General features: G+C 71.5%; 19 protein-coding genes. 8 read left to right on the forward strand and 11 right to left on the reverse strand.

The window, feature by feature from the left end:
• The first annotated feature begins 44 nt into the window (after nt 1-44).
• From DEIGR_RS13040 to DEIGR_RS13050, 3 genes are all read left to right on the forward strand, one after another.
• Nucleotides 45-1,712, forward strand: a complete 1,668-nt coding sequence (locus tag DEIGR_RS13040) for an adenine deaminase (RefSeq protein ID WP_058977888.1) — start codon at nt 45-47, stop codon at nt 1,710-1,712.
• Between the two features lie 107 nt (nt 1,713-1,819).
• Nucleotides 1,820-3,469: a sensor domain-containing diguanylate cyclase gene (locus tag DEIGR_RS13045; RefSeq protein WP_058977889.1), complete on the forward strand. Its 1,650-nt coding sequence runs from the start codon at nt 1,820-1,822 to the stop codon at nt 3,467-3,469.
• A 258-nt stretch (nt 3,470-3,727) separates the two neighbouring features.
• Complete coding sequence (locus DEIGR_RS13050) at nt 3,728-4,111, forward strand: 2Fe-2S iron-sulfur cluster-binding protein (protein WP_058977891.1); 384 nt, start codon at nt 3,728-3,730, stop codon at nt 4,109-4,111.
• 99 nt (nt 4,112-4,210) lie between these two features.
• On the opposite strand, the gene DEIGR_RS13055 is transcribed toward DEIGR_RS13050, so the two are convergent.
• From DEIGR_RS13055 to pgm, 10 genes are all read right to left on the reverse strand, one after another.
• A complete protein-coding gene (locus DEIGR_RS13055) occupies nt 4,211-5,041 on the reverse strand; it encodes a DUF421 domain-containing protein (protein ID WP_083524051.1) in 831 nt (276 codons plus the stop codon).
• Complete coding sequence (locus DEIGR_RS13060) at nt 5,038-5,259, reverse strand: hypothetical protein (protein ID WP_058977893.1); 222 nt, start codon at nt 5,257-5,259, stop codon at nt 5,038-5,040. Before DEIGR_RS13060 ends, DEIGR_RS13055 begins: the two co-directional genes overlap by 4 nt.
• A 293-nt stretch (nt 5,260-5,552) precedes the next feature.
• The gene (locus DEIGR_RS13065) at nt 5,553-6,458 is read right to left on the reverse strand and encodes a response regulator (RefSeq protein ID WP_058977895.1); all 906 of its coding nucleotides are present in this window, start codon (nt 6,456-6,458) and stop codon (nt 5,553-5,555) included.
• A complete protein-coding gene (locus DEIGR_RS13070; RefSeq protein WP_058977897.1) occupies nt 6,455-7,207 on the reverse strand; it encodes a DUF4388 domain-containing protein in 753 nt (250 codons plus the stop codon). The genes DEIGR_RS13065 and DEIGR_RS13070 overlap by 4 nt, the downstream gene beginning before the upstream one ends.
• Complete coding sequence (locus DEIGR_RS13075; protein WP_153013741.1) at nt 7,204-9,915, reverse strand: hybrid sensor histidine kinase/response regulator; 2,712 nt, start codon at nt 9,913-9,915, stop codon at nt 7,204-7,206. The genes DEIGR_RS13070 and DEIGR_RS13075 overlap by 4 nt, the downstream gene beginning before the upstream one ends.
• Nucleotides 9,916-9,931: 16 nt before the next feature.
• A complete protein-coding gene (locus DEIGR_RS13080) occupies nt 9,932-12,148 on the reverse strand; it encodes a methyl-accepting chemotaxis protein (protein ID WP_058977901.1) in 2,217 nt (738 codons plus the stop codon).
• Nucleotides 12,149-12,200: 52 nt separating this feature from the next.
• Nucleotides 12,201-12,581, reverse strand: coding sequence for a chemotaxis protein CheW (locus DEIGR_RS13085; RefSeq protein ID WP_058977903.1), 381 nt, complete (start codon nt 12,579-12,581; stop codon nt 12,201-12,203).
• Entirely contained in the window at nt 12,581-12,943 is a 363-nt protein-coding gene (locus DEIGR_RS13090; RefSeq protein WP_058977905.1) for a response regulator, read from the reverse strand. Before DEIGR_RS13090 ends, DEIGR_RS13085 begins: the two co-directional genes overlap by 1 nt.
• A 156-nt stretch (nt 12,944-13,099) precedes the next feature.
• Nucleotides 13,100-13,909, reverse strand: coding sequence for an MHYT domain-containing protein (locus DEIGR_RS13095; protein ID WP_058977906.1), 810 nt, complete (start codon nt 13,907-13,909; stop codon nt 13,100-13,102).
• A gap of 451 nt (nt 13,910-14,360) precedes the next feature.
• Nucleotides 14,361-16,010: a phosphoglucomutase (alpha-D-glucose-1,6-bisphosphate-dependent) gene (gene pgm / locus DEIGR_RS13100; RefSeq protein WP_058977908.1), complete on the reverse strand. Its 1,650-nt coding sequence runs from the start codon at nt 16,008-16,010 to the stop codon at nt 14,361-14,363.
• Between the two features lie 306 nt (nt 16,011-16,316).
• On the opposite strand from pgm, the gene glpX reads away from it, so the two are divergent.
• Nucleotides 16,317-17,330, forward strand: coding sequence for a class II fructose-bisphosphatase (glpX, locus tag DEIGR_RS13105; RefSeq protein ID WP_058977910.1), 1,014 nt, complete (start codon nt 16,317-16,319; stop codon nt 17,328-17,330).
• A gap of 134 nt (nt 17,331-17,464) precedes the next feature.
• The gene (gene wrbA / locus DEIGR_RS13110; protein WP_058977912.1) at nt 17,465-18,073 is read left to right on the forward strand and encodes an NAD(P)H:quinone oxidoreductase; all 609 of its coding nucleotides are present in this window, start codon (nt 17,465-17,467) and stop codon (nt 18,071-18,073) included.
• 66 nt (nt 18,074-18,139) lie between these two features.
• On the opposite strand, the gene DEIGR_RS13115 is transcribed toward wrbA, so the two are convergent.
• Nucleotides 18,140-18,790: a CAP domain-containing protein gene (locus tag DEIGR_RS13115; RefSeq protein WP_058977914.1), complete on the reverse strand. Its 651-nt coding sequence runs from the start codon at nt 18,788-18,790 to the stop codon at nt 18,140-18,142.
• 145 nt (nt 18,791-18,935) lie between these two features.
• Here DEIGR_RS13115 and DEIGR_RS13120 point away from each other — a divergent pair, with 145 nt between their 5' ends.
• The 3 genes from DEIGR_RS13120 (at nt 18,936) to DEIGR_RS13130 (ending at nt 21,612) form a co-directional block, all read left to right on the forward strand.
• Entirely contained in the window at nt 18,936-19,757 is an 822-nt protein-coding gene (locus DEIGR_RS13120; protein WP_058977916.1) for an enoyl-CoA hydratase/isomerase family protein, read from the forward strand.
• 499 nt (nt 19,758-20,256) lie between these two features.
• A complete protein-coding gene (locus tag DEIGR_RS13125) occupies nt 20,257-21,249 on the forward strand; it encodes a malate dehydrogenase (protein ID WP_058977918.1) in 993 nt (330 codons plus the stop codon).
• A gap of 156 nt (nt 21,250-21,405) precedes the next feature.
• Nucleotides 21,406-21,612 carry a hypothetical protein gene (locus DEIGR_RS13130; protein ID WP_058977920.1) on the forward strand — a complete coding sequence of 69 codons (207 nt, stop codon included), beginning with the start codon at nt 21,406-21,408 and terminating at the stop codon, nt 21,610-21,612.
• The last annotated feature ends 60 nt before the right edge of the window (nt 21,613-21,672 follow it).

Genomic DNA, 21,672 nt, shown 5'->3' on the forward strand with positions numbered 1-21,672 from the left:
GGGGCCGGGGTTGGCGTGGTGCGGGCACTTCTCTACACTGCGTCATGGTTGGAACCGGGGAAGATCGGCGGCGTCTGGTGCGCGTGGCGCGCGGTGAGGAGCGGGGCGACCTGCTGGTGCGCGGCGCGCGGGTGGTGCAGCCCGCCACGCGTGAGGTGTTCGAGGCGGACGTGCTGGTCGCCGACGGGCGCGTGGCGGCGCTGGGGGGCGGGTTCCAGGCGGCGCGGGTCGTGGAGGCGCGCGGGGCGTTCCTGGCGCCGGGGTTCATCGACGCGCACGTGCACATCGAGTCGAGTCTGCTGACCCCGGCGGGCTTCGCGGGGGCGGTGCTGCCGCGCGGCACGACCGGGGTGGTGGCCGAGCCACACGAACTGGTGAACGTGCTGGGCGCGGGCGGCCTGGAGTGGATGCTCGCGGCGGGCCGGTCGTCGGGGTTGCGGGTGTGGGCGTCGGCGCCGTCGTGCGTGCCCGCCAGTGAGTTCGAGCGGGGCGGCGCCGTGATCGGGGCCGAGGAGACCGCGCGGATGCTGCGCGTGCCGGGCGTGCTGGGCCTGGCGGAGATGATGAACTACCCCGGTGTGCTGGGCGGCGACGCGGGCGTGTGGGCCGTGCTGGAGGCCGGGCGGGCGTCGGGCCTGCGGCTGGACGGGCACGCGTCGGGCGTGCGCGGCCGCGACCTGATGGGCTACGCGGCGGCCGGGCTGCACTCGGATCACGAGGCGACGACGCCCGAGGAGGCCCGCGAGCGCCTGCGCGCCGGGCTGTGGCTGATGGTGCGCGAGGGCTCGGCGGCGCGGAACCTCGACGCCCTGCTGCCGGTGCTGCGCGACCGCCCGCGCCGCGCGATGCTCGTCAGTGACGACGTCAGCGTGGACGAACTGCTGGAGCTGGGGCACCTGGACCGCCTGCTGCGGATGTGCGTCTCGGGCGGGCTGCACCCGGCGGACGCGGTGGCGCTGGTGACCTGCAACCCGGCCGAGTACTGGGGTCTGCACGACGTGGGGCTGGTCGCGCCGGGGTATCACGCGGACTTCGTGCTGCTGCGCGACCTGCAGGGCTTCGAGGTACTGGAGACCTTCGTGGGCGGTCAGGAGGCCCGCGCGGGGACCGTCACCCCTCCCCTGCCCGGCGGCGGCGTGAACCTGGGGAGCGGGTGGGCGGCGGCGGCCTTCGACGTGCCCGCGCACTGGCCGGTCATGCAGGTCAGCGCGGATCAGATCACGACCGGGGTGGGCGCGCCGGGCAGCGGGGACGCGCGGCTGGTCGTCGCGGACCGCTACGGGCGCGGCGAGTGGTCGGCCTGCTGGACGTCCGGGACGGGCCTGCGCGGCGCGACGCTGGGCGTCAGCGTGCTGCACGACGCGCACCACGTGGCGTTCCTGGGCGGATCGGACGACGACGTGCGCGCGGCGGGCCGGGCGCTGGAGGCGCTGGGCGGCGGGATCGTGCTCGTGTCGGGCGGCGAGGTCCGCGCGCAGCTGCCCCTGCCGTTCGCGGGCCTGATGACGGACCTGCCGCCCGCGCAGGCGGCGGCGGCGCTGGGCCGCGTGACCGACGCCTGCCGCGCGCACGGCTGCGTGCTGCCGTACCCGGTCACCACCCTGGCGTTCCTGGGCCTGACGGTCATCCCGGCGCTGAAGCTCACGCCGCGCGGCCTGCTGGACGTGACGGCGTGGCAGCTGCTGCCCCGTGAAGCGCCGACCCGGGCCTGACCGGCGCGTGCGCCCTGCCCGGTCAGGCCCGGCTCCGGGCGCTGTCCAGTCCACCCGCCTGACGGGGGATAGGTGGACACCCGGTCAGCGCCTAGACTGATCTGATTTTGCGCGCCCCACCCCACACGCCCCCCGCTGCCCGCGCCGTCTCGGCCCGGCAGGCCGCGCGCCTGCCGGTGCAGACGCGGGTGTGGCTGCTGCTGGCCCTGCTGCTCACCCAGGGCCTGACGCTGCTCGTCGCGCTGATCGGGCAGCAGCAGTTCAGCGCCCGGGCGCAGCGCGCACAGACCCAGGGGGCGCTGGAACAGCTCGTGCGGGTCACGTCCGACAACGTGCAGGGCTACCTCCGCTCGGCGGCGCAGATCGTGCAGGTGAACCGCGCGAACGTGCAGTCGGGCCTGCTCAGCGCCGACGATCCCTCCAGCCTCCTGACGAACTTCCACGCGCTGCTGGACAACGTCCCGCAGCTGAACGGCATGCTGGTCGGCCACCCGGACGGCCGCTTCACGTTCCTGCGCCGCGACGGGCCCGGCGACACCGGCCGATACGCCCGCGTGATCGAGGTCCGCCCGCAGCGGCGCGTCACGACCACCCGCTACGACGCGCGCGGCCTGCCCACCAGTCAGGACAGCGCCCCCAGCGACTACGACCCCCGCACCCGCCCCTGGTACCGGCAGGCGCAGGCGCGGCCCGGTCAGACCATCTGGACCGACCCGTACGTGTTCGCGTCGTCGCAGCAGCCGGGCGTGACGGTCGCCGCGAGCGCCATGAGCCCCGGCGGGACCGTGGTCGTCGGTGCCGACGTGCAACTGCGGCAGCTCGCGTCGTTCCTGACGGGCCTGCGGGTCAGTGCGCGCGGCCGGGCGTTCGTGACCGACGCGGGCGGGCACGCGATCGCCGCGAGCCGCGCCTGGCCAGTCACCGTGGAGGGCCGCGTGCCGCTGCTGCGCGAGGTCGCCGACCCCGCCCTGCGCGCGCTGATCGACGACCGCAGCCGCCTCACACCGGGCAGCGGCACGCACTGGTTCCGGGTGGGCGGCGAGTCGTACGGCGTGGTCCTGCGGCCCTTCGAGGTCCAGCCCGGCGTCACCTGGACGGTCGGGGTGTACGCCCCCACCGCCGACTTCCCCGGTCCGGCCCGGCCGCGCCCGCTGGCGTTCGTGCTGCTGGTCAGCCTGGCGGGCAGCCTGCTGGCGTGGCTGCTGGTGCTGCGCGCCACGCGGCCCATCGAGGCGCTGCAGCGTCAGGCGACGACGGACCCGCTGACCGGCCTGCCCAACCGCGCGAGTTTCCTGGCGCAGCTGGACGACTCCCGCCGCGAGGGCGGCCTGCTGGCCGTGGCGATCTTCGACCTGGACGGCTTCAAGAGCGTGAACGACACCTTCGGGCACCACGCCGGGGACGAGGTGCTGCACGCGGTCGGCGCGCGGATGCTCACGGCGCTGCGCGCCGGGGACACCCTGGGCCGCCTGGGCGGGGACGAGTTCGCGCTGCTGGTGCAGGCGCCCTCCCGCGAGGAGATCCGCCTGCGGGTCGAGGGCGTGCTGCAGGCCATCGCGCGGCAACCGGTCGTGGTGGACGGCACGGCGCACGACCTGGACGCCACGGCCGGACTGGCCTTCGCCGAGCCCGGGCAGGGCGGCTCGGCGGGGCAGCTGCTGGCCCGCGCGGACACCGCCCTGATCCGCGGCAAGCGGCGCGGGAAGGGCCGCGTGTGGCTGGACGGCGAGGTCACCATGCCCACCCTGTTCCGCTGACAGCAGAGCGAGCACCTGATACGGACTCCGGTTGAAAGGTTTGCAAAAACTTTCAACCCGAGCGGAGCGAGCAGGAGAAACACGGGTTCCGGGCGTGGAGTTTACAACCCGGTGATGTTCCGGGTTGTAAATGAAACAGACGGAATCCGTATGACAACACCAGCGGTTGGCAGTGGAATTGAAGGGCGTGGTGTTGGCCCCAGGGTGGCACTGGAAACCGCTGTGAGCGGCCCGCCCCCGCGTGGCATGCTGGGAGGCATGACGCAACAGCTGACGGTGCAGGTGCAGGGCTTCGGGGAGATTCAGGCGAACGCCGGGGAGCGGCTGGTGCTGGCCCTGGAGCGGGGCGGCGTGGACGTCCTGCACCGCTGCGGGGGCGCAGCGCGCTGCACGACCTGCCGGGTCAGTTTTCAGGAGGGCGAGCCGGACGCCATGACCGCCGCCGAGTTCGACAAGCTGACCGAGAAGGGCCTGCTGGGGCAGGCGCGCCTGTCCTGCCAGATCGAGTGCGCGCCCGGCATGAGCGTCACGCCGCTCCAGACGGCGAGCAGCAGCAGCCTGGAGCCCGGCAAGGCCCCCGCCGAGCAGATCGAGCCCGACCCGGTGTGGACCACCCGCCCCGGCGCCTCCACCGAGGGCTGACCCGGCAGGCAGGGTCGGCGCGCGGCGCCAGGGGCCGCTGTGGCGCCGCGCACCCACACCCGCGCTGTTCAGGTCGCCGGGACCTGCTCTCCTGGCTTTTCAGCCGCTGCCGGGGCCGGAGCCAGCCAGCGGGCCGCGGCCGCCGCCGTCGCGGCCCGGGGCGCGGTCATCCGCGGTACCCGGCGCCTCGCTGGCCGTTGAGGGGGGCGCCAGGGGGTCGGTCGTGGCGGGGGTGAACCGGTCACTGCCGCACGCGCAGGCCTGTAGCGCCCCCGCGTCCTGCTGCCCGGACGGGTCCGGGTCGCGGGTGGTGCCGCAGCCCAGGCAGGCCAGCGGGCCGCGCACGGGCTCGCCGGGCTGCACGACCGGGGGCGGTTCCAGGTCCCAGGGCGGCACGACCGGCAGGCCCGGCGGGGCGTCCTGCGCGTGCGTGAACACCGTCAGGTTCCCGTCCTGCTCGAAGTACGCGCGCTGCACCTCGCCCAGTTGCCGCACGCCCTGGGCGCGCAGACGCTCGAACAGGTCCTCGCGGCTGAGGTTCGACGCCTCCAGCGCCCGGCCGCTGAGCACGCCGTCCCGCACGAGTTCCACCGGGACGCCCTCCATGAAGGTCTCCACGCGTTCGCTGCGGATCACCAGCCGCGCCATCAGGGCCTGCAGGCCCACCACGAGCGTCATGACCAGCATGGCGTGCAGCAGCGGGACCTCCGGGTAGAACATCGGGTCGCCAGCGGCGGAGCCCAGGCCGATCACGATCGCCAGTTCCAGCGGGCTGAGCTGCGCCATGCCGCGCTTGCCCGTGAACCGCAGCAGCAGCAGCAGCCACCCGAAGATCACGGTGGTCCGGAAGACGATCTCCAGCAGGAACAGTGGCGGCGTGTCCCCCAGGAACATCCGCGCCCAGTCGAAGGGCACCACCTCGGCGTTCATCCGTCCCTCCGGGCAGGGCGGTCCGGGGCTGCCGTCGCCGCCCGCGCCGGTCCGTCCAGACCCAGGCCGGCGAGGATGCGGGCGCGGTCCCAGCCGGTCAGGTCAGCCAGCCGCGCCAGCGCCTGCTCGAACCCGGCCGTGTCCGGTTCGGTGGTCCGCAGCTGCTGCCACAGGGCGTTGCGCAGCCGCAGCCGGTCGGTCTGCGTGCGGGAAGTCATGCGGGCAGTGTAGGCCGCGCGGCGCGCGGACCGCCCGCGGGCAATCCTTCATGCCTGCCGACCGCAGGCCGTCCACACGGGTCGGGAGGGGAACGGCACGTGACTGTTCCCCTCCCGCGTGCCCCTCGCTGCGGCGCAGCCTTTCAGCTCCGGCTGATTCATACGGACTCCGGTTGAAAGGTTTGCAAAAACTTTCAACCCGAGCGGAGCGAGGAGGAGAGAAGCGGGTTCCGGGCGTGGAGTTGGCAGATCGGTGATTTTCCGATCTGTTAACGAAACAAACGGAATCCGTATCAGTTGTGCTGCGCGGCCTGCCAGCGCTGCGCGGCGGGCGCGGCGTCGCTGCTGGCGAGCAGCGTGACGAGCTGCCCGTCGCGGTGGGGGCTGAGCAGCAGGGTCTGACCGGCGTAGCTGAGCAGGATGCTGCCCAGGTCCCCGCGGTTCAGGTGGTGGCTGGCGGTGGCGGCGGCCGTCACCATGAAGCGGGCGTACATGGCGAAGCTTTCGGGCAGGTCCGGGCCGAACTGGTCCTGGCGTTCACCGTCGGCGTCGTACAGCGTGGCGCCCAGCACGCCGGGTACGGCGTTCAGTCCGGCCAGCGGGCCGCTGTGCGCGGGCGGGGCGGGCGTGAAGGTGGGGGCGGGCTGGAACGGAGCGGGCTGCGCGGCGCTTGTCTGGGCGGCACTGGGCTGGACAGGGGCGGGCGCGGGCTGCGCCGCCATCGGCGTCGCGGGCGCGGCCGCTGCGGGCATGGGCGTGACGGGCGTGGGCGGCGTGGCGGCGGGCGCGGCGCCGTCCCGCTGCGCGCGGGCGTCCAGGGCGGCCATGACCTGCGGTTCGATGGTGGGCATCAGTTCGGCGGGCGTGAAGGGTTTACGCAGCACGCCGCGCGCCCCGGCCGTCTGCGCGTCGCGCTGCGTGACCTCGTCCACGATGCCGCTCATGAGCATCACGGGGACGTTCAGGCCGCGGTCACCCATGATCCGCGTGAGCTCCAGGCCGCTCATGCCGGGCATCAGGATGTCGGCCAGCACGAGGTCCGGCAGGGGTTCGAGGCTCTCCAGGGCGTTCTCGGCGCTGTCGGCCATGCGGATCAGGTAGCCCTGGGGGGCCAGGATGCGTTCCAGGGCCTTGCGGACGCTCACGGAGTCGTCCACGACCAGAACGGTGATGGGTGGGTTGATGTCAGCTGGGTTCATGAGGCCTCCAGGGCGGATTGGTGCGGAGCGGCTTGGGCGTGGTCCTCGTGCACGGCTGCCTCCATGAGCAGGCGGGCGGTGGGGACCGTCACTCCCCGAGGGTACGCGCCGAGCGGGTCCGGGGACATGAGGTGAAAGCGGAAGCTGCCCGGCAGGCGGCTGCTGAGCAGATGCGTGACGGCCTGCTGGGCGGTGCGGTCGCCGCATTCCGCGTCGATGATCTCCCCGCGGCGCAGGACCACGTGGGCGGGCTGCGCCGCGTGGATCAGCAGCAGGCCCGAGAGTTGCAGTTCCTGCGCGCACAGCAGGATCTCGGTCAGGGGCAGGGTGCTCAGGTCGCCGCTCAGCGCGGCGCTCTCCGGGTCGTGCCAGCGCGGGGCGGTGGCGCCGCCCAGCACCTGCAGCGCCAGGGCCAGCGCGTCGGGCGCGGTCAGTCCGGCCGGGACCGTCACGTCGAACGGGCCGCCGTAGCGGGCAGGCCGCTGCGCGCCGGGAATCAGGACGATGGTCTCGGCGGTGGCCGGGTCGTCCCGCAGGATCTCGTGCAGGTCGGCGGGGCTGAGGTCCTCGAGCAGCGGGTCGATGGTCACGAGGTACGGTTTCTCGCGTTCGATCTGCGTCAGGGCGTGCAGGCCGCCGGTGGCGGTGGTGGCGCTCCAGCCGGCCGCTTCGATCAGCGCGGCGTGCGACAGGGCGCGCGACAGCTGGGGGGACACCACCAGGCAGGCGGCCCCGTCGCCCGCGGTCATGCGCGGACCCCGGCGGCGATCAGGGCGTCGAGGCGGCGGTGCAGCAGGCGTTCCTCGGCGGGTTTGGCGAGGTAGTCGTTCGCGCCGAGTTCCATGGCCAGCTGCTGGTGTTTCTCCCCGGCGCGGGTGGTCATGATCACGACGGGCAGCTGCGCGTGGGCGGGGCTGGAGCGCACGGCGCGCAGCAGCTCGAAGCCGTTCATGCGGGGCATTTCCAGGTCGCTCAGGAGCAGGTCGGCCTGCTCGCCGGCCAGCAGGCGTTCCAGGGCTTCCTGGCCGTCGCTGGCGGTGGCGACCTGGTACCCGAAGCGTTCCAGGCTGCGGCCCACGTGGCGGCGCACGCTGAGGCTGTCGTCGACGAGCAGGATGCGTCCGGCGCTCTGGGTGGCGGCACTGGTCGCGGTGCGCTGGGCGGCGCGGGCGCGGCGCAGTCCGGCCGGGTTCAGCACGGCGACCGGGTACGCCTGGCCGTGCTCGTCGTTCAGGGTGGTCATGCCGCTCAGGTACTCCAGGGGGCTCAGGAGGTTCCCGGCGGGACGCAGCACGATTTCCTCGATGCTCTGGAATTCGTCCACGATGACATGCAGGGTGCCGCCGTCCGCTTCGGGGACCGACAGGCGGGCCACGTAGCGGGTCTGGGCGGGCGCCTCGCCCCACAGGTCGCTGAGGTCCACACTGCCGTGCGGGGCGTCGCCGTCCAGGACGGTCATGCCCTGCACCTGACTGGCGAGCACGGCGACGCGCTGGGCACCGGCGCGCAGGACGAGCACGTCGGCGATCTGCTGCGCGACCGGGACGTGCAGGGTGGTGGCGGTGCCCTCTCCGGGGACGCTGCTGATGCTGACGCGGCCGCCCAGGCGGGTGATGGCCTCGCGCACGACGTCCATGCCGACGCCGCGCCCGGCTTCCTGCGTGACCTGCGCGGCGGTGCTCAGGCCGGGCAGGAACACCAGTTGCGCGGTCTGCGCGTCGGTCATGGCGTTCAGTTCCCCGGCGCTGAGGTGCCCGGACTGCAGGGCGCGCTGGCGCAGCGCGTCGTAGTTCAGGCCCCGCCCGTCGTCGCGCACGGTGACGTGCAGGTGGCCGTCGGCGACGTGGGCGTCCACGCCGACCTGCAGCAGCGCGGGCTTGCCGTGCGCGGCGCGCTCATCGGGGCTCTGCGCGCCGTGGACGGCGGCGTTCGTCAGGAGGTGCAGCAGCGCCTGCCCGAGCGGCGCGGCGTACTGCGCGTCGATCAGGCTGTCCTCGCCGTGCACGGTCAGTGTCAGGTCGTCGCGGCGGCCCGCCCAGCGGTGCAGGGGCGCGGTGACGCGCTCAAGGGGCACGAGGCGGGCGCGGCTGAGTTCCACGCGCAGCTGACGGGTGAGTTTTTCCAGGCCGGTCAGTTCGTCGCCCAGGGCGCCGATGGCCTGCGCGGTCTGCGCGCGGACCTCCACGAGGTCGGCGCTCAGCTCGGTCACGGCGCGCGCGAGGATGTTCAGGTCGTCGTAACTGTCGAGTTCCAGCGCCCCGAAGTCCGCGAGGCGGTCCTGCAGGCCCAGGTCCGTGCCGGGGCGGGCCTGGCCGGGCAGGCGGTCCAGGGGCACGCCGGCGCTGGCCCCGCCGGGGGTCAGGTTGGGGTTCAGGTAGCGTTCCTCGAAGTCACGGACGGTGCGCTGCACGCGTTCGTGCGCGGCGTCGAGGCTGCGGGCGACCTGTTGCTGGCGCAGCAGCAGGCCGTTCAGGCGGGCGCGCGCGGCGACCAGTCCGGCGACGTCGTCGAGCATGCCGTCCAGGCGGGCGCTGTCCACGCGGACGCTCAGGCGCGCTTCCGGCACGGGGGTGGCGGCGGCCTCGGCAGCGGGGATCAGGGTCGCCGGGTCCTGACCGCTCAGCAGGGCGCTCACGGCGGCGCGGTAGGCCTGGATGCGGGCCTGCGGGGCCTCGCGGACCTGACCCTCGGCGTGGGCGAGTACGAGGTCCACGACGTTCAGGCCGTCGTCGATCAGCGGCAGGGCGCGGTCCAGGGTGACGGCGTCCTCGCGGGCGGCGCCCAGCAGGTCTTCCATGGCGTGCCCGACCTCGGCCATCTCGGCGAGGCCCACCATGGCGCTGCTGCCTTTCAGGGTGTGCGCGGCGCGGAACAGGGCGGTCAGGTCGGGCGTGTCGGCGTGCAGACCGGCGCGCAGCGTGGCGGTCAGTTCGGCCGCCTCGGGCCCGAAGTCCTCCCAGATGGCGGCGTTCACGACCGCGAACGGCGGTTCCTCCTGCGTCTCGCTGCGGGCCTGCCGGGCCTGCAGCGCGAACGGCTGGGTGCGCAGCAGTTCGGTCACCTGGGCGGGGCCGCCCAGGTCGGCGAACATCAGGCCCACGTCACCCTCGCTGCTGCCCTGCTCGATGCGGTTCAGGGCCTGCGCGAAGCAGGTGCCGGCCCGCTCGAGGATCCCGGTGAGGACCGGAACGGCCGCGTCGGTGTTCAGGTGCGCGCGGCCTTCCATGAGGCGTTCGAGCAGCGCGGCGAGCGCGGCGGTCTGCGGGTGGCCGTACAGGCCGGCGGTGCCGTGCAGGCGGTGGCTGAGGACCCACAGGCTGTCCAGGGCGCGGGCGCGGTCGTCCGGGACCCACAGGTCGACGGTGGCGTCCTCCAGTCCGGCGGCGACGCTGCGGGCGTCTTGCAGGTAGGTGGCGGTCAGTTCCGGGTCCATGACCGGGGAGGTGAGGGACGTCACATCGGCTCCTTATGGCTCAGCTGGGGATCTTGAAGCGCGAGAGGCTCTGCAGCAGGTTCTGCGCGAGGTGCTGCAGGCGGCGGGCGGCGGCGCGGCCCTGCTCGACGCTCTCGTTGGAGTTCTCGGCGACCTGTCCGATCTGCTGCACGGCCTCGCTCACCTGTTCGACGCTGCGCACCTGTTCGGTGGTGGCCGTGTTGATGCGCTCGGCGAACTGCGCGGATTCGGCGGCGAGTTTGCCCAGCTGCTCGATGCGTTCCCCGGCGACGGCGGCGACGCGGTAGCCCTGTTCTACCTCGCGGGTGTTGTCTTCCACGCTGGTGACCACCTCGGTGATTTCCAGCTGCACCGTGCGGATCAGGCTGGCGATGCGCGCGGTGGCCTGCGCGGAGGAGTCCGCGAGTTTACGCACTTCGTCTGCGACGATCGCGAAGCGGCTGCCGGCGGCGCCTGCACCGGCCGCCTCGATGGAGGCGTTCAGTGCCAGCAGGTTGGTCTGGCTGGACAGGCGGGAGATGGTGTCGACGATTTCCTGAATTTCCAGCGAGCGTTCCCCGAGGGTCTTGATGCGCCGGGCCACGCCCTGCACCTCACGGCGGATGTTCTGCATGCCGTCCAGCGTCCCGAGCACGGCCTCGCGGCCCTGCTGGGACGCTTCCAGTGCCTGGCGGGCGGACTCGGCGCTCTGCTGGGCGGCTTCGGCCATCTCGCGGAAGCCGTCGGTCACGGCGCGCACCTGTTCGGCCACGCGGCGGGTCTCCTGGGTGGTGGTGTCGGCGCCCTGCACGATCTGGTCGGTGGTGGAGAGCATGTCGCGGCTGGCGTCCGTCACGGACACGGAGGCCTTCTGCACTTCCCCGAGCACCTGCCCCAGCTCGTCGACCATCAGGTTGATGGAGTCGACGACGTTCCCCAGCACGTCGTCCGTGACGACGCCGCGGCGGGTCAGGTCGCCGCCCGCGATGTCCATGGTGACGTCCAGGAACGAGCCGATGTTGTTCTGGAGCTTGGCGGCCTCGTCACGTTCGGCGGCGTTCTTCTCTTCGTTGCTGCGCAGCTGGGTGGTGGCGTTGTTGAAGGTGTGGGCCATGTAGCCCAGTTCGTCGCGGGTCTGGACGGGCACCACGACGTTCAGGTCCCCGCCGGACACGGCGCGGCTGGCGCGGGTCAGTTCGCCCAGCGGCTTGACGATGGCGCGCGACAGGCGGATCAGCAGCGTGAAGGCGACGATCAGCGCCGCGATGATCGCGATCAGGGACAGCAGGCGGGTGCGCTGGGTGTCGTCCACGCGCGTCTGCAGCTGGCGGGCCAGGGTCTCGCTGCCGGTGTTGAAGGCGGCGCCGACCTGCAGCAGCGCGCCGTTCTGGATGCCCTGGAGGTCCACGCCGTTCAGGTTGCCGGCCTCGATGGCGCCGCCCAGGTCGGCCAGGGCGGGCGTGACGGCGTCGCTGAGTTTCTGCGCGGCCTCGCTCATGCCCTTGGCGCCGTCGGGGTCGGCGCGGACGATGCGGTCCACGCTGGCGTTGTAGGACGCCAGGGCTTCTTGCAGGCTGACGTTCAGGTCGCGCAGCACGTTCAGGTAGGCGCTGTCGTCGCCGGGTTCGCGGCGTCCGGCTTCGGTGGTGAGCGCGGCGAGGCTCATGCCGGTGGAGAGGCGCGGCAGGATGCGCAGGGTGGCTTCCATGGTGTGGAAGGACCCGGCGACCGGGTCGAGCATCAGGCCGGACTGGGTGAGCAGGTCCTCGCTCAGCTCGCGCTGGTAGGTGTTGAGCAGCTGCGCGTACGTCTGCAGGATGGCGAGGTCAGGCTGCGTGCCGATCGAGTCGGGCAGGGTCTTCCAGTCGCGGCGCAGCGCCTGGACGCGCTCGCGGTACTCGGGGGAGACCTGCGCTTCGAGCTGGTCGATGGCGCGGTCCACGCCGGCGGCGGCCTTCTGCGCGCCGGCCTGGTCACCGCGCAGCGCGGTGGTGACGAAGCCCGCGAGGTTCGAGTTGATGTCGCGCAGGGGGGCGAACTGCTGCAGGCCGCTCAGTTCGCGCTGCGTGAAGCTGATGTCGCTCTGCTGCTGCACGAGCAGGGTGCTGACGAGCACCGTGAGGGGAATGGCGAACGCGAAGGCGGTCAGGGAGAGCTTCTGACCCACGCGCAGCTGTCCCAGCCAGCCGACACGCTGGGCGTTGGTGTTGCGGTTGGCGCGGCGCTGCGCGCGGTTGACGGGGACGGTTCCTTGCATGGGTGGGCCTCCGGACGGGGAGCGGGTGAGGGGCGGGGGGGTGCGGGTGCGCTCAGCCGAGGTGGTCGCGCAGGTCGCGGGCCAGGGCGGCCGGGTTCAGGAGGGGACCGCCGGGCACGTCGAGCAGCAGGGCCGTGCCGGGCGGGGGGGTGGGCAGGCTGCTGACGCCGTAGATCTCGTCGACGAGCAGCGCGACGCGTTCACCTTCGAGGCTGGTCAGGACCATCAGCTGGGAGGTGGCGGCGGGGTGGCCGAGCAGCGGCGCGAGGTCGAGGAGCGGCACGGCGCGGCCCTGCAGGGTGGTCAGGCCGCGCAGCAGCGGCTGGCCGTGCGGGAGGGGTGCGAGCGGGCCGACCTCCGCGATGGTCTGCTCGCCCGAGAGGGGCAGCGCGAGGCGGGTGTCCTGCACGCGGACGAGCAGCGCGTCGGGCATCAGCCGATCAGCCGGTTCACGACGCCGAGCACCTGCTCGGGGGTGTAGGGTTTGACGATGTAGTCGTCGGCGCCCTGGCGCAGGCCCCATTTCACGTCGGTTTCGTTGCCCTTGCTGGACACGAACACGACCTTCAGGGCTTCCATGCCGGGCTGGCGGCGCAGGCCGCGCACGACCTCGTAGCCGTTGCGGCCGGGCATGACGACGTCCACGAGCAGCAGGTCGGGGCGCAGCTGGTCGGCCACGGTTTCCACCTGGGCGGGGTCGTTCAGCGCGGTGACGCTGTGGGCGGTGCCTTTCAGCGCGGCTTCCATGAATTTCAGGTCGGCGGGGGAGTCGTCAACGATCAGGATTCGGGCCATGGTGGGGTTCCTTTCCGGGCGTGCGTGAGGGTGGCGCGCCGCAGGGTGCAGAGGATACGCGAGCGGACGCTGGCGTGAGGGAGAGATGAGGCGTGGTGTGCGGTCCGGCCGGGCGCGCGGTCAGGGTGGGTCGGCCGCGCGCCGGTCGGTGGCGCTTCAGTCGGCGGCGCTGCCGAAGTCGAGGTCGTCGAGGTCACCGCCGCGCCCGGCGTCCATGAGCACGCTGGTGACGGCCAGACCCATCAGCAGGAAGGACACGACGCCGATCACCAGCGCGAGCAGCGTGGTGTCGATGCCGTCGGCGGCGATGCCGAGCTTCATCTCGTCGACGACCTTGAACTGCAGGGCGGCCATGCCGGTGTAGTGCATGCCGGTGATGGCGACGCCCATGACGGCGGCCGCGCCGACCTTGACGAGGTTCAGCTGCATCTTGGTCTGGCGGCGCGCCCAGTCGCTGGTCAGGGTGTGGAACAGGAACAGCGCGGCCATGCTGGCGCCCACGGCGATGATGACCGAGGCGATCAGCGCGACGACGTTGATCTGCAGTTCGGTGCCGGGCATGCGGTAGGCGGCCATGCCGCTGTAGTGCATGGCGACGATGCCGGTCCCGGCGATGGCGCCCGCGATGCCCAGGCGCCGCAGGGTGAACGCGCCGCTGTGCAGCACGAGCAGCGCGGGGTACACGAAGGCCACGGCGATCAGGCCGGACAGGACGGTGATGGGGTAGTTCAGGCTGGTGGCGGCGTTCACCTGGAAGGCCATCATGCCCACGAAGTGCATGGCCCAGATGCCGTAGCCGAGGACCAGGGCCTGCGCGATCAGCCAGAAGCGGCTGGAGGCGCTGTTGAAGACGCGACCGGCGCGGCCGGCGAGTTCCAGGGACATGTAGGACGCGGCGACGGCGATCGCGTACGAGAGGAGGATGTACGAACCCATCCAGTTGTGGTGCAGCATCTCATGTTCCATCGGTGTTCCTCCTGTGGGGCGCGGGCAGGGTCGGTGCCCGGAGTTTCGATATCCAAACATAGGCAATGCGAACTCACATAAAACTTACTGATTCCTGCGTCAGGGTGCGGAATTTTTCGCATTTGCACTCATGAGGACGCGGCATGGGGCGGGCCGCGTCCGCCCGGTGGGGGGTGCGGGGGCGCGGCGGCTGTGTGAAACGGATTCCGTCTGTTTCGTTAACAACCCGGAAGGACACCGGGTTGCCAACTCCACGCCCGGAACCCGTTTCTCTCCTGCTCGCTCCGCTCGGGTTGAAAGGTTTTGCAAATCTTTCAACCGGAGTCCGTATGAGTGCCGTCCAGTCTATGGCATGAGTTTCATGACGGCACATGAAGATGCCGCCCCGGCCTGGTGTGGTCGGGGCGGCAGCTCGGGCCGGGTCAGCGGGGCCGGGTGGTGGGGGGCGCGGTCACGGCCCGGTCAGGGCGGCGCTCACGACGTCGCGGGCCTCCGCCATGACCTGCCTCAGGTGCCCTTCGCCGCGGAAGCTCTCGGCGTAGATCTTGTACACGTCCTCGGTGCCGCTGGGCCGCGCGGCGAACCACGCCTGGTCGGTGGTGACCTTCAGCCCGCCGATCCCCGCGCCGTTGCCGGGCGCGCGGGTGAGTTTCGCGGTGATGGGGTCGCCGCCCAGCGTGGTGGCCGTGACCTGCTCGGGGCTGAGGCTGGACAGGATCTTCTTCTGTGCGGCGTCGGCGGGGGCGTCCTGGCGGTCGTAGGCGGTCTCGCCGTAGCGGGCGGTGAGGTCCGCGAAGCGTTCGCCGGGCGTCTTGCCGGTCACGGCGGTCATCTCGGCGGCCAGCAGGCCGGGGATCAGGCCGTCCTTGTCGGTGCTCCAGGGCGTGCCGTCCAGTCTCAGGAAGCTCGCCCCGGCGCTCTCCTCTCCCCCGAAGCCGAACGAGCCGTCCAGCAGACCCTCCACGAAGTACTTGAAGCCGACCGGGACCTCCACGACGCGCCGCCCGATGCCGGCGCCCACCCGGTCGATCAGGGCGCTGCTGACCAGCGTCTTGCCGATCGCGGCGTCCGCGCGCCAGCCCGGGCGGTGGCTGAACAGGTACTCGATCATGACCGCCAGGTAATGGTTGGGGTTCATCAGGCCCGCGCGGGTCACGATGCCGTGCCGGTCGGCGTCCGGGTCGTTGCCGATCGCCACGTCGAAGTCGCCTTTCAGGGACAGCAGGCCCGCCATGGCGTACGGGCTGGAGCAGTCCATGCGGATCTTCCCGTCGCGGTCGACGCTCATGAACGCGAAGCGCGGGTCGATGTCCTCGTTCACGATCTGCAGGTTCAGGCCGTGCTGCGCCTGGATGGCCTGCCACACCGGGAGGCTGCTGCCGCCCAGCGGGTCCACCCCGATCCGCACGCCGCTCTGGCGGATGGCGTCCAGGTTCACGACCGTGCCCAGCTGCGACACGTAGGGGGTGATGAAGTCGAAGTCCGTCAGGCCCGCCAGGGCGTCCTCGAGCGAGACGCGCTGCACGTCGCGCAGCTCGTTCTCCAGGATGGCGTTCGCGCGGGCCTGCACGGCGCCCGTCACGTCGGTGTCGGCCGGGCCGCCGGAGGGGGGGTTGTACTTGAAGCCGCCGTCCTGCGGGGGGTTGTGGCTGGGCGTGATGACGATCCCGTCGGCCCAGTCGTGGTCGGGTTTCCCCTCGCGACCGGGGCGGTTGTGTTCGAGGATCGCGTGACTGATCAGCGGCGTGGGCGTGAACGAGCCCGCCTGCGCGCGCACCTGCACGCCGTTGGCGACGAGGACCTGCAGCGCGGTCATCCAGGCGGGTTCGGACAGCGCGTGGGTGTCCAGGCCCATGAACAGCGGCCCCCGGATCCCGGCGGCGGCGCGGTGCTCGGCGACGGCCTGCGTGACCGCCAGGATGTGCGACTCGTTGAAGCTGCCGCTGATGCTGGTGCCGCGGTGCCCGCTGGTCCCGAACGCGACGCGCTGCAGGGGATCATGCATGTCCGGGCGGGTCTCGTAGTAGTGGGCGACCAGTCGGGGGATGTTCGTCAGCAGGCTCTGCGGCGCGCGTTTACCGGCCAGGGGGCTGAGGGTCATACCCGCCAGTGTACGGACTGCGCCCCGGCGCGGCGGCCCAGGGGCAAGACAGCGTGAAGGCGCACCCGGTCGCGCGGGCGGGCGGCTGCTACCCTGGAGGGCGTGAAGGAGTTCCTGAACGACTGGTGGCGGCTGCTGAAGCTGATCGTCGGCTCGCTGGCGATCCCGGTGGTGCTGTGGGTGCTGCTGGTGTGGGCGGGTGTGCTGCGCTGACCCGGCCGGATTCCCCCCCGGAGTGACACACCAATCACCCACTGGAACCGCTCCCGGAAGTGGTTTTTCACGTGTGCGTGTTACGTTAACGGCATGACGGTCAAGCGGAAGCAAGGCGCGGAGAGCCGCGTGGACACCAACCACTTCGAGCACGCCCTGGTCCTGGAAACGGCCCGGGTGACCGAGGGCGCCGCCCTGGCTGCCAGCCGCTGGATGGGCATGGGCGACAAGAACGCCGTGGACGGCGCGGGCACCGAGGCCATGCGCGAACTGCTGAACAGCCTGGATATCCGCGGGACGGTCGTGATCGGCGAGGGCGAGATGGACGAGGCCCCCATGCTGTACATCGGCGAGAAGGTCGGGCAGGGCCAGTACGAGGTGGACATCGCCGTGGACCCGGTCGAGGGCACCAGCGTGACCGCCAAGGGCCTCCCGAACGGACTGGCCGTGATCGCCCTGTCCGAGCGGGGCGGGCTGATGCACGCGCCGGACTGCTACATGGACAAGCTGGTCGTGCCGCCCCCCGCCGCCGGGAAGGTGAACCTGGACTGGCCGGTCGAGGCGAACCTGAACGTCCTGGCGCAGAGCCTGGAACGCGACGTGGACGACCTGATGATCACGATCCTGGACCGCGAGCGGCACGCGGACCTGATCCGCCGCGTGCGGGCCGCCGGGGCGCGCGTGAAACTGATCGGGGACGGGGACGTGGTCGCCAGCCTGCAGGTGGGCGTGCGCGGCACGGGCGTGCACGCGCTGATGGGGTCGGGCGGCGCGCCCGAGGGGGTGCTGTCGGCGGCGGCCATGAAGTGCCTGGGCGCGGAGATCCAGGGCCGCTTCATCGCGGAGGACGACGCCATGAGCGAGCGCTTCAGGGCGATGGGCGTGGACGAGAACAGGGTCTACAAGACCAACGACCTGGCCCCCGGCAAGCAGATGGTGTTCAGCGCGACCGGGATCACGTACGGCGAACTGCTCAGCGGCGTGCGGCGCTTCGGTGGCGGGGCGCGCACGCACACGCTGGTGATGGGCTACGCGACGCGTGTGGTGCGCTTCATCGACACGGTGCACCTGGAGGACGACGGTGCGCGCGTGACCATCCGCGTCTGACCGTTGGAGAGAGAGGGGCACCCGGCAGTGACGCTGCGCCGGGTGCCCCTCCCCTTCACTGGATGAGAATTCGCTCAATGCAGTCTAAATACTTCAATATTGAATGAACGCCCGGTCAGGCTTACGCTGCCCCCATGACCACACCCAACCCCGTCAAACTGGCCATCGTCTACTACTCCACCTACGGCACCAACCACGCCATGGCCCACGCCGCCGCCGAGGCCGCCCGCGCCGCCGGCGCCGAGGTCCGCGTGCTGAAAGTCCCCGAGACCGCCCCGCAGGCCGTCATCGACACGCAGGACGCCTGGAAGGCCCAGCAGGAACGCACCGCCGACGTGCCCACCGCCACCCCCGCCGACCTCGAATGGGCCGACGCCTACCTGTTCAGCGCCCCCACCCGCTTCGGCGGCGCCGCCAGCCAGATGCGCGCCTTCATCGACACGCTCGGCGGCCTGTGGGGCACCGGGAAACTCGCCGACAAGACCTTCAGCGCCATGACCAGCGCCCAGAACCCCAACGGCGGCCAGGAAACCACCCTCCAGACCCTGTACATCACCGCCATGCACTGGGGCTCGATCATCGTCGCGCCCGGGTACACCGACCCCGCCATCTTCGCGTCCGGCGGCAACCCCTACGGCGCCAGCGTCACCGCGAACGGCCAGCCCCTCACGGGCGAGGACCTCGCCACCATCGCCCACCAGGCCCGGCGCCTCGTCGAGGTCACCGCGAAACTCAAGAACTGACGATCCAACCCGGGAGGCCCGCACGGACATGACGTGCGGGCCTCCCGTTCACCATCCGGGCGGAACCTACTCGTTCTCCCAGCCCGCGATGTTCAGCACCCAGAACGTCCCGGCCGCGCCGTCCACCCGCGCCACCGCGCCGTTCCCGATGTTCTCGAACAGCGCCCGGCAGTGCGACGGGCTGCCCTTCCACGCCGCGATCACCTCGGCAGGGTCCGTGAAGCCCTCACCGGCCGCGAGGCTCTCTTCGAACACCCACTTCACGTTCGCGGGCGGCACCGGCCGGTACCCGGCGTCCACCATCCGCTGCGACGGCACCCGGTTGTCCACCCGGCTGCGGTGCGGCAGTTCCAGCCGCCCGGACGCCGCCAGTTCCTGCCCGTACTGCGTCGCCGCCTTGTGCAGGTGACCCTCGAACTTCAGCTGCGCCGCCGCCGGGAACACCCCGCTCGGACACACCCCACCGCGCGCCCGCTCCGCATTGATGGCCGCCAGCATCTCCCGCTCCGCCTGGGACTGCGCAAAGCCCGGCAACGGCGCCCGGAGCGGCGTGAACGACGCCGACGTCGTATACGAGAAGTTCACGCCGTAGAACCCGTCCTCCACCATCACCGTCACCGGCCCGTCCTCCACCCGCTCGGCATCCGGCGCGCCCCCACCCCCGCACCCCACCAGCACCGCCGACACCAGCCCCACCACCCACCACGCACGCGTCATGCCCCAGCGTAGGCACACCACACCCCGCCCCGCTGCCTGATTTGACCACCCCGGGGGCGCACTCCCCCCCACCACATGAACCCCGCATCCCACCCCACCGGACACCACCGCGCGCCCAGACCGGCCCAGCCGCTACCCTGCCCGCATGACCACAGCTCAACTCACCGCGCCCGGCGCGTACCCCGGCCTGACCCTCCAGCTGCACGACGGCGGCATCCTCGAAGTCGTCATCCGCAGCGACAAGACCTTGAACAGCGTCAACGCCGACGCGCACCGCGCCCTGACCCGCGTGTGGCGCGACATCGACGACACCCCAGGCATCCGCTGCGTCCTCGTACGCGGCGACGGACGCGGGTTCAGCAGCGGCGGCGACTTCACCCTGATCGAGGAGATGAGCAGCGACTTCACCGCCCTCACCCGCGTCTGGAAAGAAGCCCGCGACCTCGTCTACAACGTCATCAACTGCAGCAAACCCATCGTCAGCGCCATCCACGGCCCCTGCGTCGGCGCCGGACTCGCCGTCGCCCTGCTCACCGACGTCAGCATCACCGCACACACCGCCCGCCTCCTCGACGGCCACGTCCGCCTGGGCGTCGCCGCCGGGGACCACGCCGCGATCATCTGGCCCCTCCTGTGCGGCCTCAACAAAGCCAAGTACCACCTCATGACCGGCGAACCCGTCAGCGGCATCGAAGCCGAACGCATCGGCCTCGTCAGCCTCACCGTCCCCGACGACGAACTCCTGGACCGCGCCTGGAAGGTCGCCCGGCAACTCGCCAGCGGCAGCCCCACCGCCACCCGCTGGACCAAGTACGCCCTCAACAACTGGCTCAGACAAGCCGGACCCACCTTCGACGCATCCCTCGCGCTGGAATTCCTCGGCTTCACCGGCCCCGACGTCCGCGAAGGCCTCAGCAGCCTCCGCGAAAAACGCGCACCGAACTTCGCCGACGACGCGCCGCTGTAAAAGGGAAGTGGGGAGTGGGTTGTGGGAAGTGGGAAAGGAGGCTGCTACGCAGCGGGAAGGGCAACACAGCTGCTTCGCAGGACCCCTCAGTCACCTACGGCGACAGCTCCCCTCCCTGCGGGCTCTGCGAGTCAAAGGGGAGCCTTGGACACATGCTTCTGCTGAAGCGAGAACAGTCGATCAGCGGCGCGAAGTGTCCTCCACGACAGCTAACCGCTGACTGCCCCCGGCCGTCGTGCGCGCAGCGCGCGGGCAAGCGACGGGGGCAAGAGATGGCGTCGAGGCCGGACCCGTCACCGCCCACAGCAACTCCGCCGCGCCAGTCAAAACTCTTGCCTAGTGCAACGGAAGCCCCCCCGTCCCCCCTGGGGATGGGGGCTGGGGGGTGGGGCCACCCGCCGGGAAGCACAGCCCCCTGTCCCCGTCCGGGGAACTTTTCCCTCAAGCGTCCCGCCGCGCGTTATCGTGAGCCGTAAAACCATCCTCAGGAGGGATACCCATGACGACCAAACAACCCGTCCGCGTTGCCGTTACCGGCGCCGCTGGCCAGATCGGCTACAGCCTTCTTTTCCGCATCGCGTCGGGCGATATGCTCGGCAAGGACCAGCCGGTCATTCTGCAGCTGCTGGAGATCACGCCCGCACTGAAGGCGCTGAACGGCGTCGTGATGGAGTTGCGTGACTGCGCGTTCCCGCTGCTGGCGGACATCGTGACGAGCGATGACCCGATGGTGGCGTTCAAGGACGCGGATTACGCGCTGCTGGTCGGCGCGATGCCCCGCAAGGCGGGCATGGAGCGCGGGGATCTGCTGGGCGCGAACGGTGGGATCTTCAAGCCGCAGGGTGAGGCGCTGAACGCCGTGGCGAGCCGTGACGTGAAGGTGCTCGTGGTGGGGAACCCCGCGAACACGAACGCGCTGATCGCGCAGCAGAACGCGCCTGATCTGGACGCGGGGCAGTTCACGGCGATGGTGCGTCTGGATCACAACCGCGCGATCAGCCAGCTGGCGGAGAAGACCGGGAAGCCCGTGAGCAGCATCAAGAACCTGACGATCTGGGGGAACCACAGCAGCACGCAGTACCCCGACCTGTCGCAGGCGACGGTGGACGGTCAGCCTGCGCTGGATCAGGTGGACCGCGACTGGTACGAGAACAGCTACATCTCCACGGTCGCCAAGCGTGGCGCGGCGATCATCGAGGCGCGCGGCCTGAGCAGCGCCGCGTCCGCCGCGAGCGCCGCGATCGACCACATGCGCGACTGGGCGCTCGGCACGCCCGAGGGCGAGTGGGTCAGCATGGGCATCCCCAGCGACGGCAGCTACGGCATTCCCGAGGGCCTGATCTACGGCTTCCCCGTGACCTGCAAGAACGGCAAGTACGAGATCGTGCAGGGCCTCCCCGTCAGTGACTTCAGCCGCGGCAAGATGGACGCCACGGCGCAGGAACTGACCGAGGAACGCGACGAAGTGCGCAAACTGGGCCTGGTGAAGTAAACACCTGCCGGGTGCCTGCACCCCGAGCGTAGCGAGCAGGCATGGTGAACGGCTGACGGAAGTGCAGCGACTGCGGGTAATGTTCCCGCAGTGGCGGAACTGAAGTCAGACGAGAGATTGAGGGAGCGGATGGCCTGAGGGTCGTCCGCTTCTTCTATGGTCTCGGTGCAGCGCGAGGCGCCGGACCCGGCGTCTCTCCCGGCCCTGAAGGCGGACGTGCTGGCGCGGCTGGGGGGCGCGATCCGGTCGCTGGAGGACCGGCACGCGGCGCTGGGCGCGCAGCTGGAGCGGGCCCGGGCGCTGGAACGCATGGTGCAGGAGAACGCGTTCGGGCAGTCCGGACCGGGGTCGCCGCCCAGCTGATGTTCATGGGATCTTCACGGTTGCGCGCCGAGGTGATCCGGTTTCCGGCGGAGTGCATAG

Source organism: Deinococcus grandis, from assembly GCF_001485435.1.
GTDB lineage: Bacteria > Deinococcota > Deinococci > Deinococcales > Deinococcaceae > Deinococcus > Deinococcus grandis.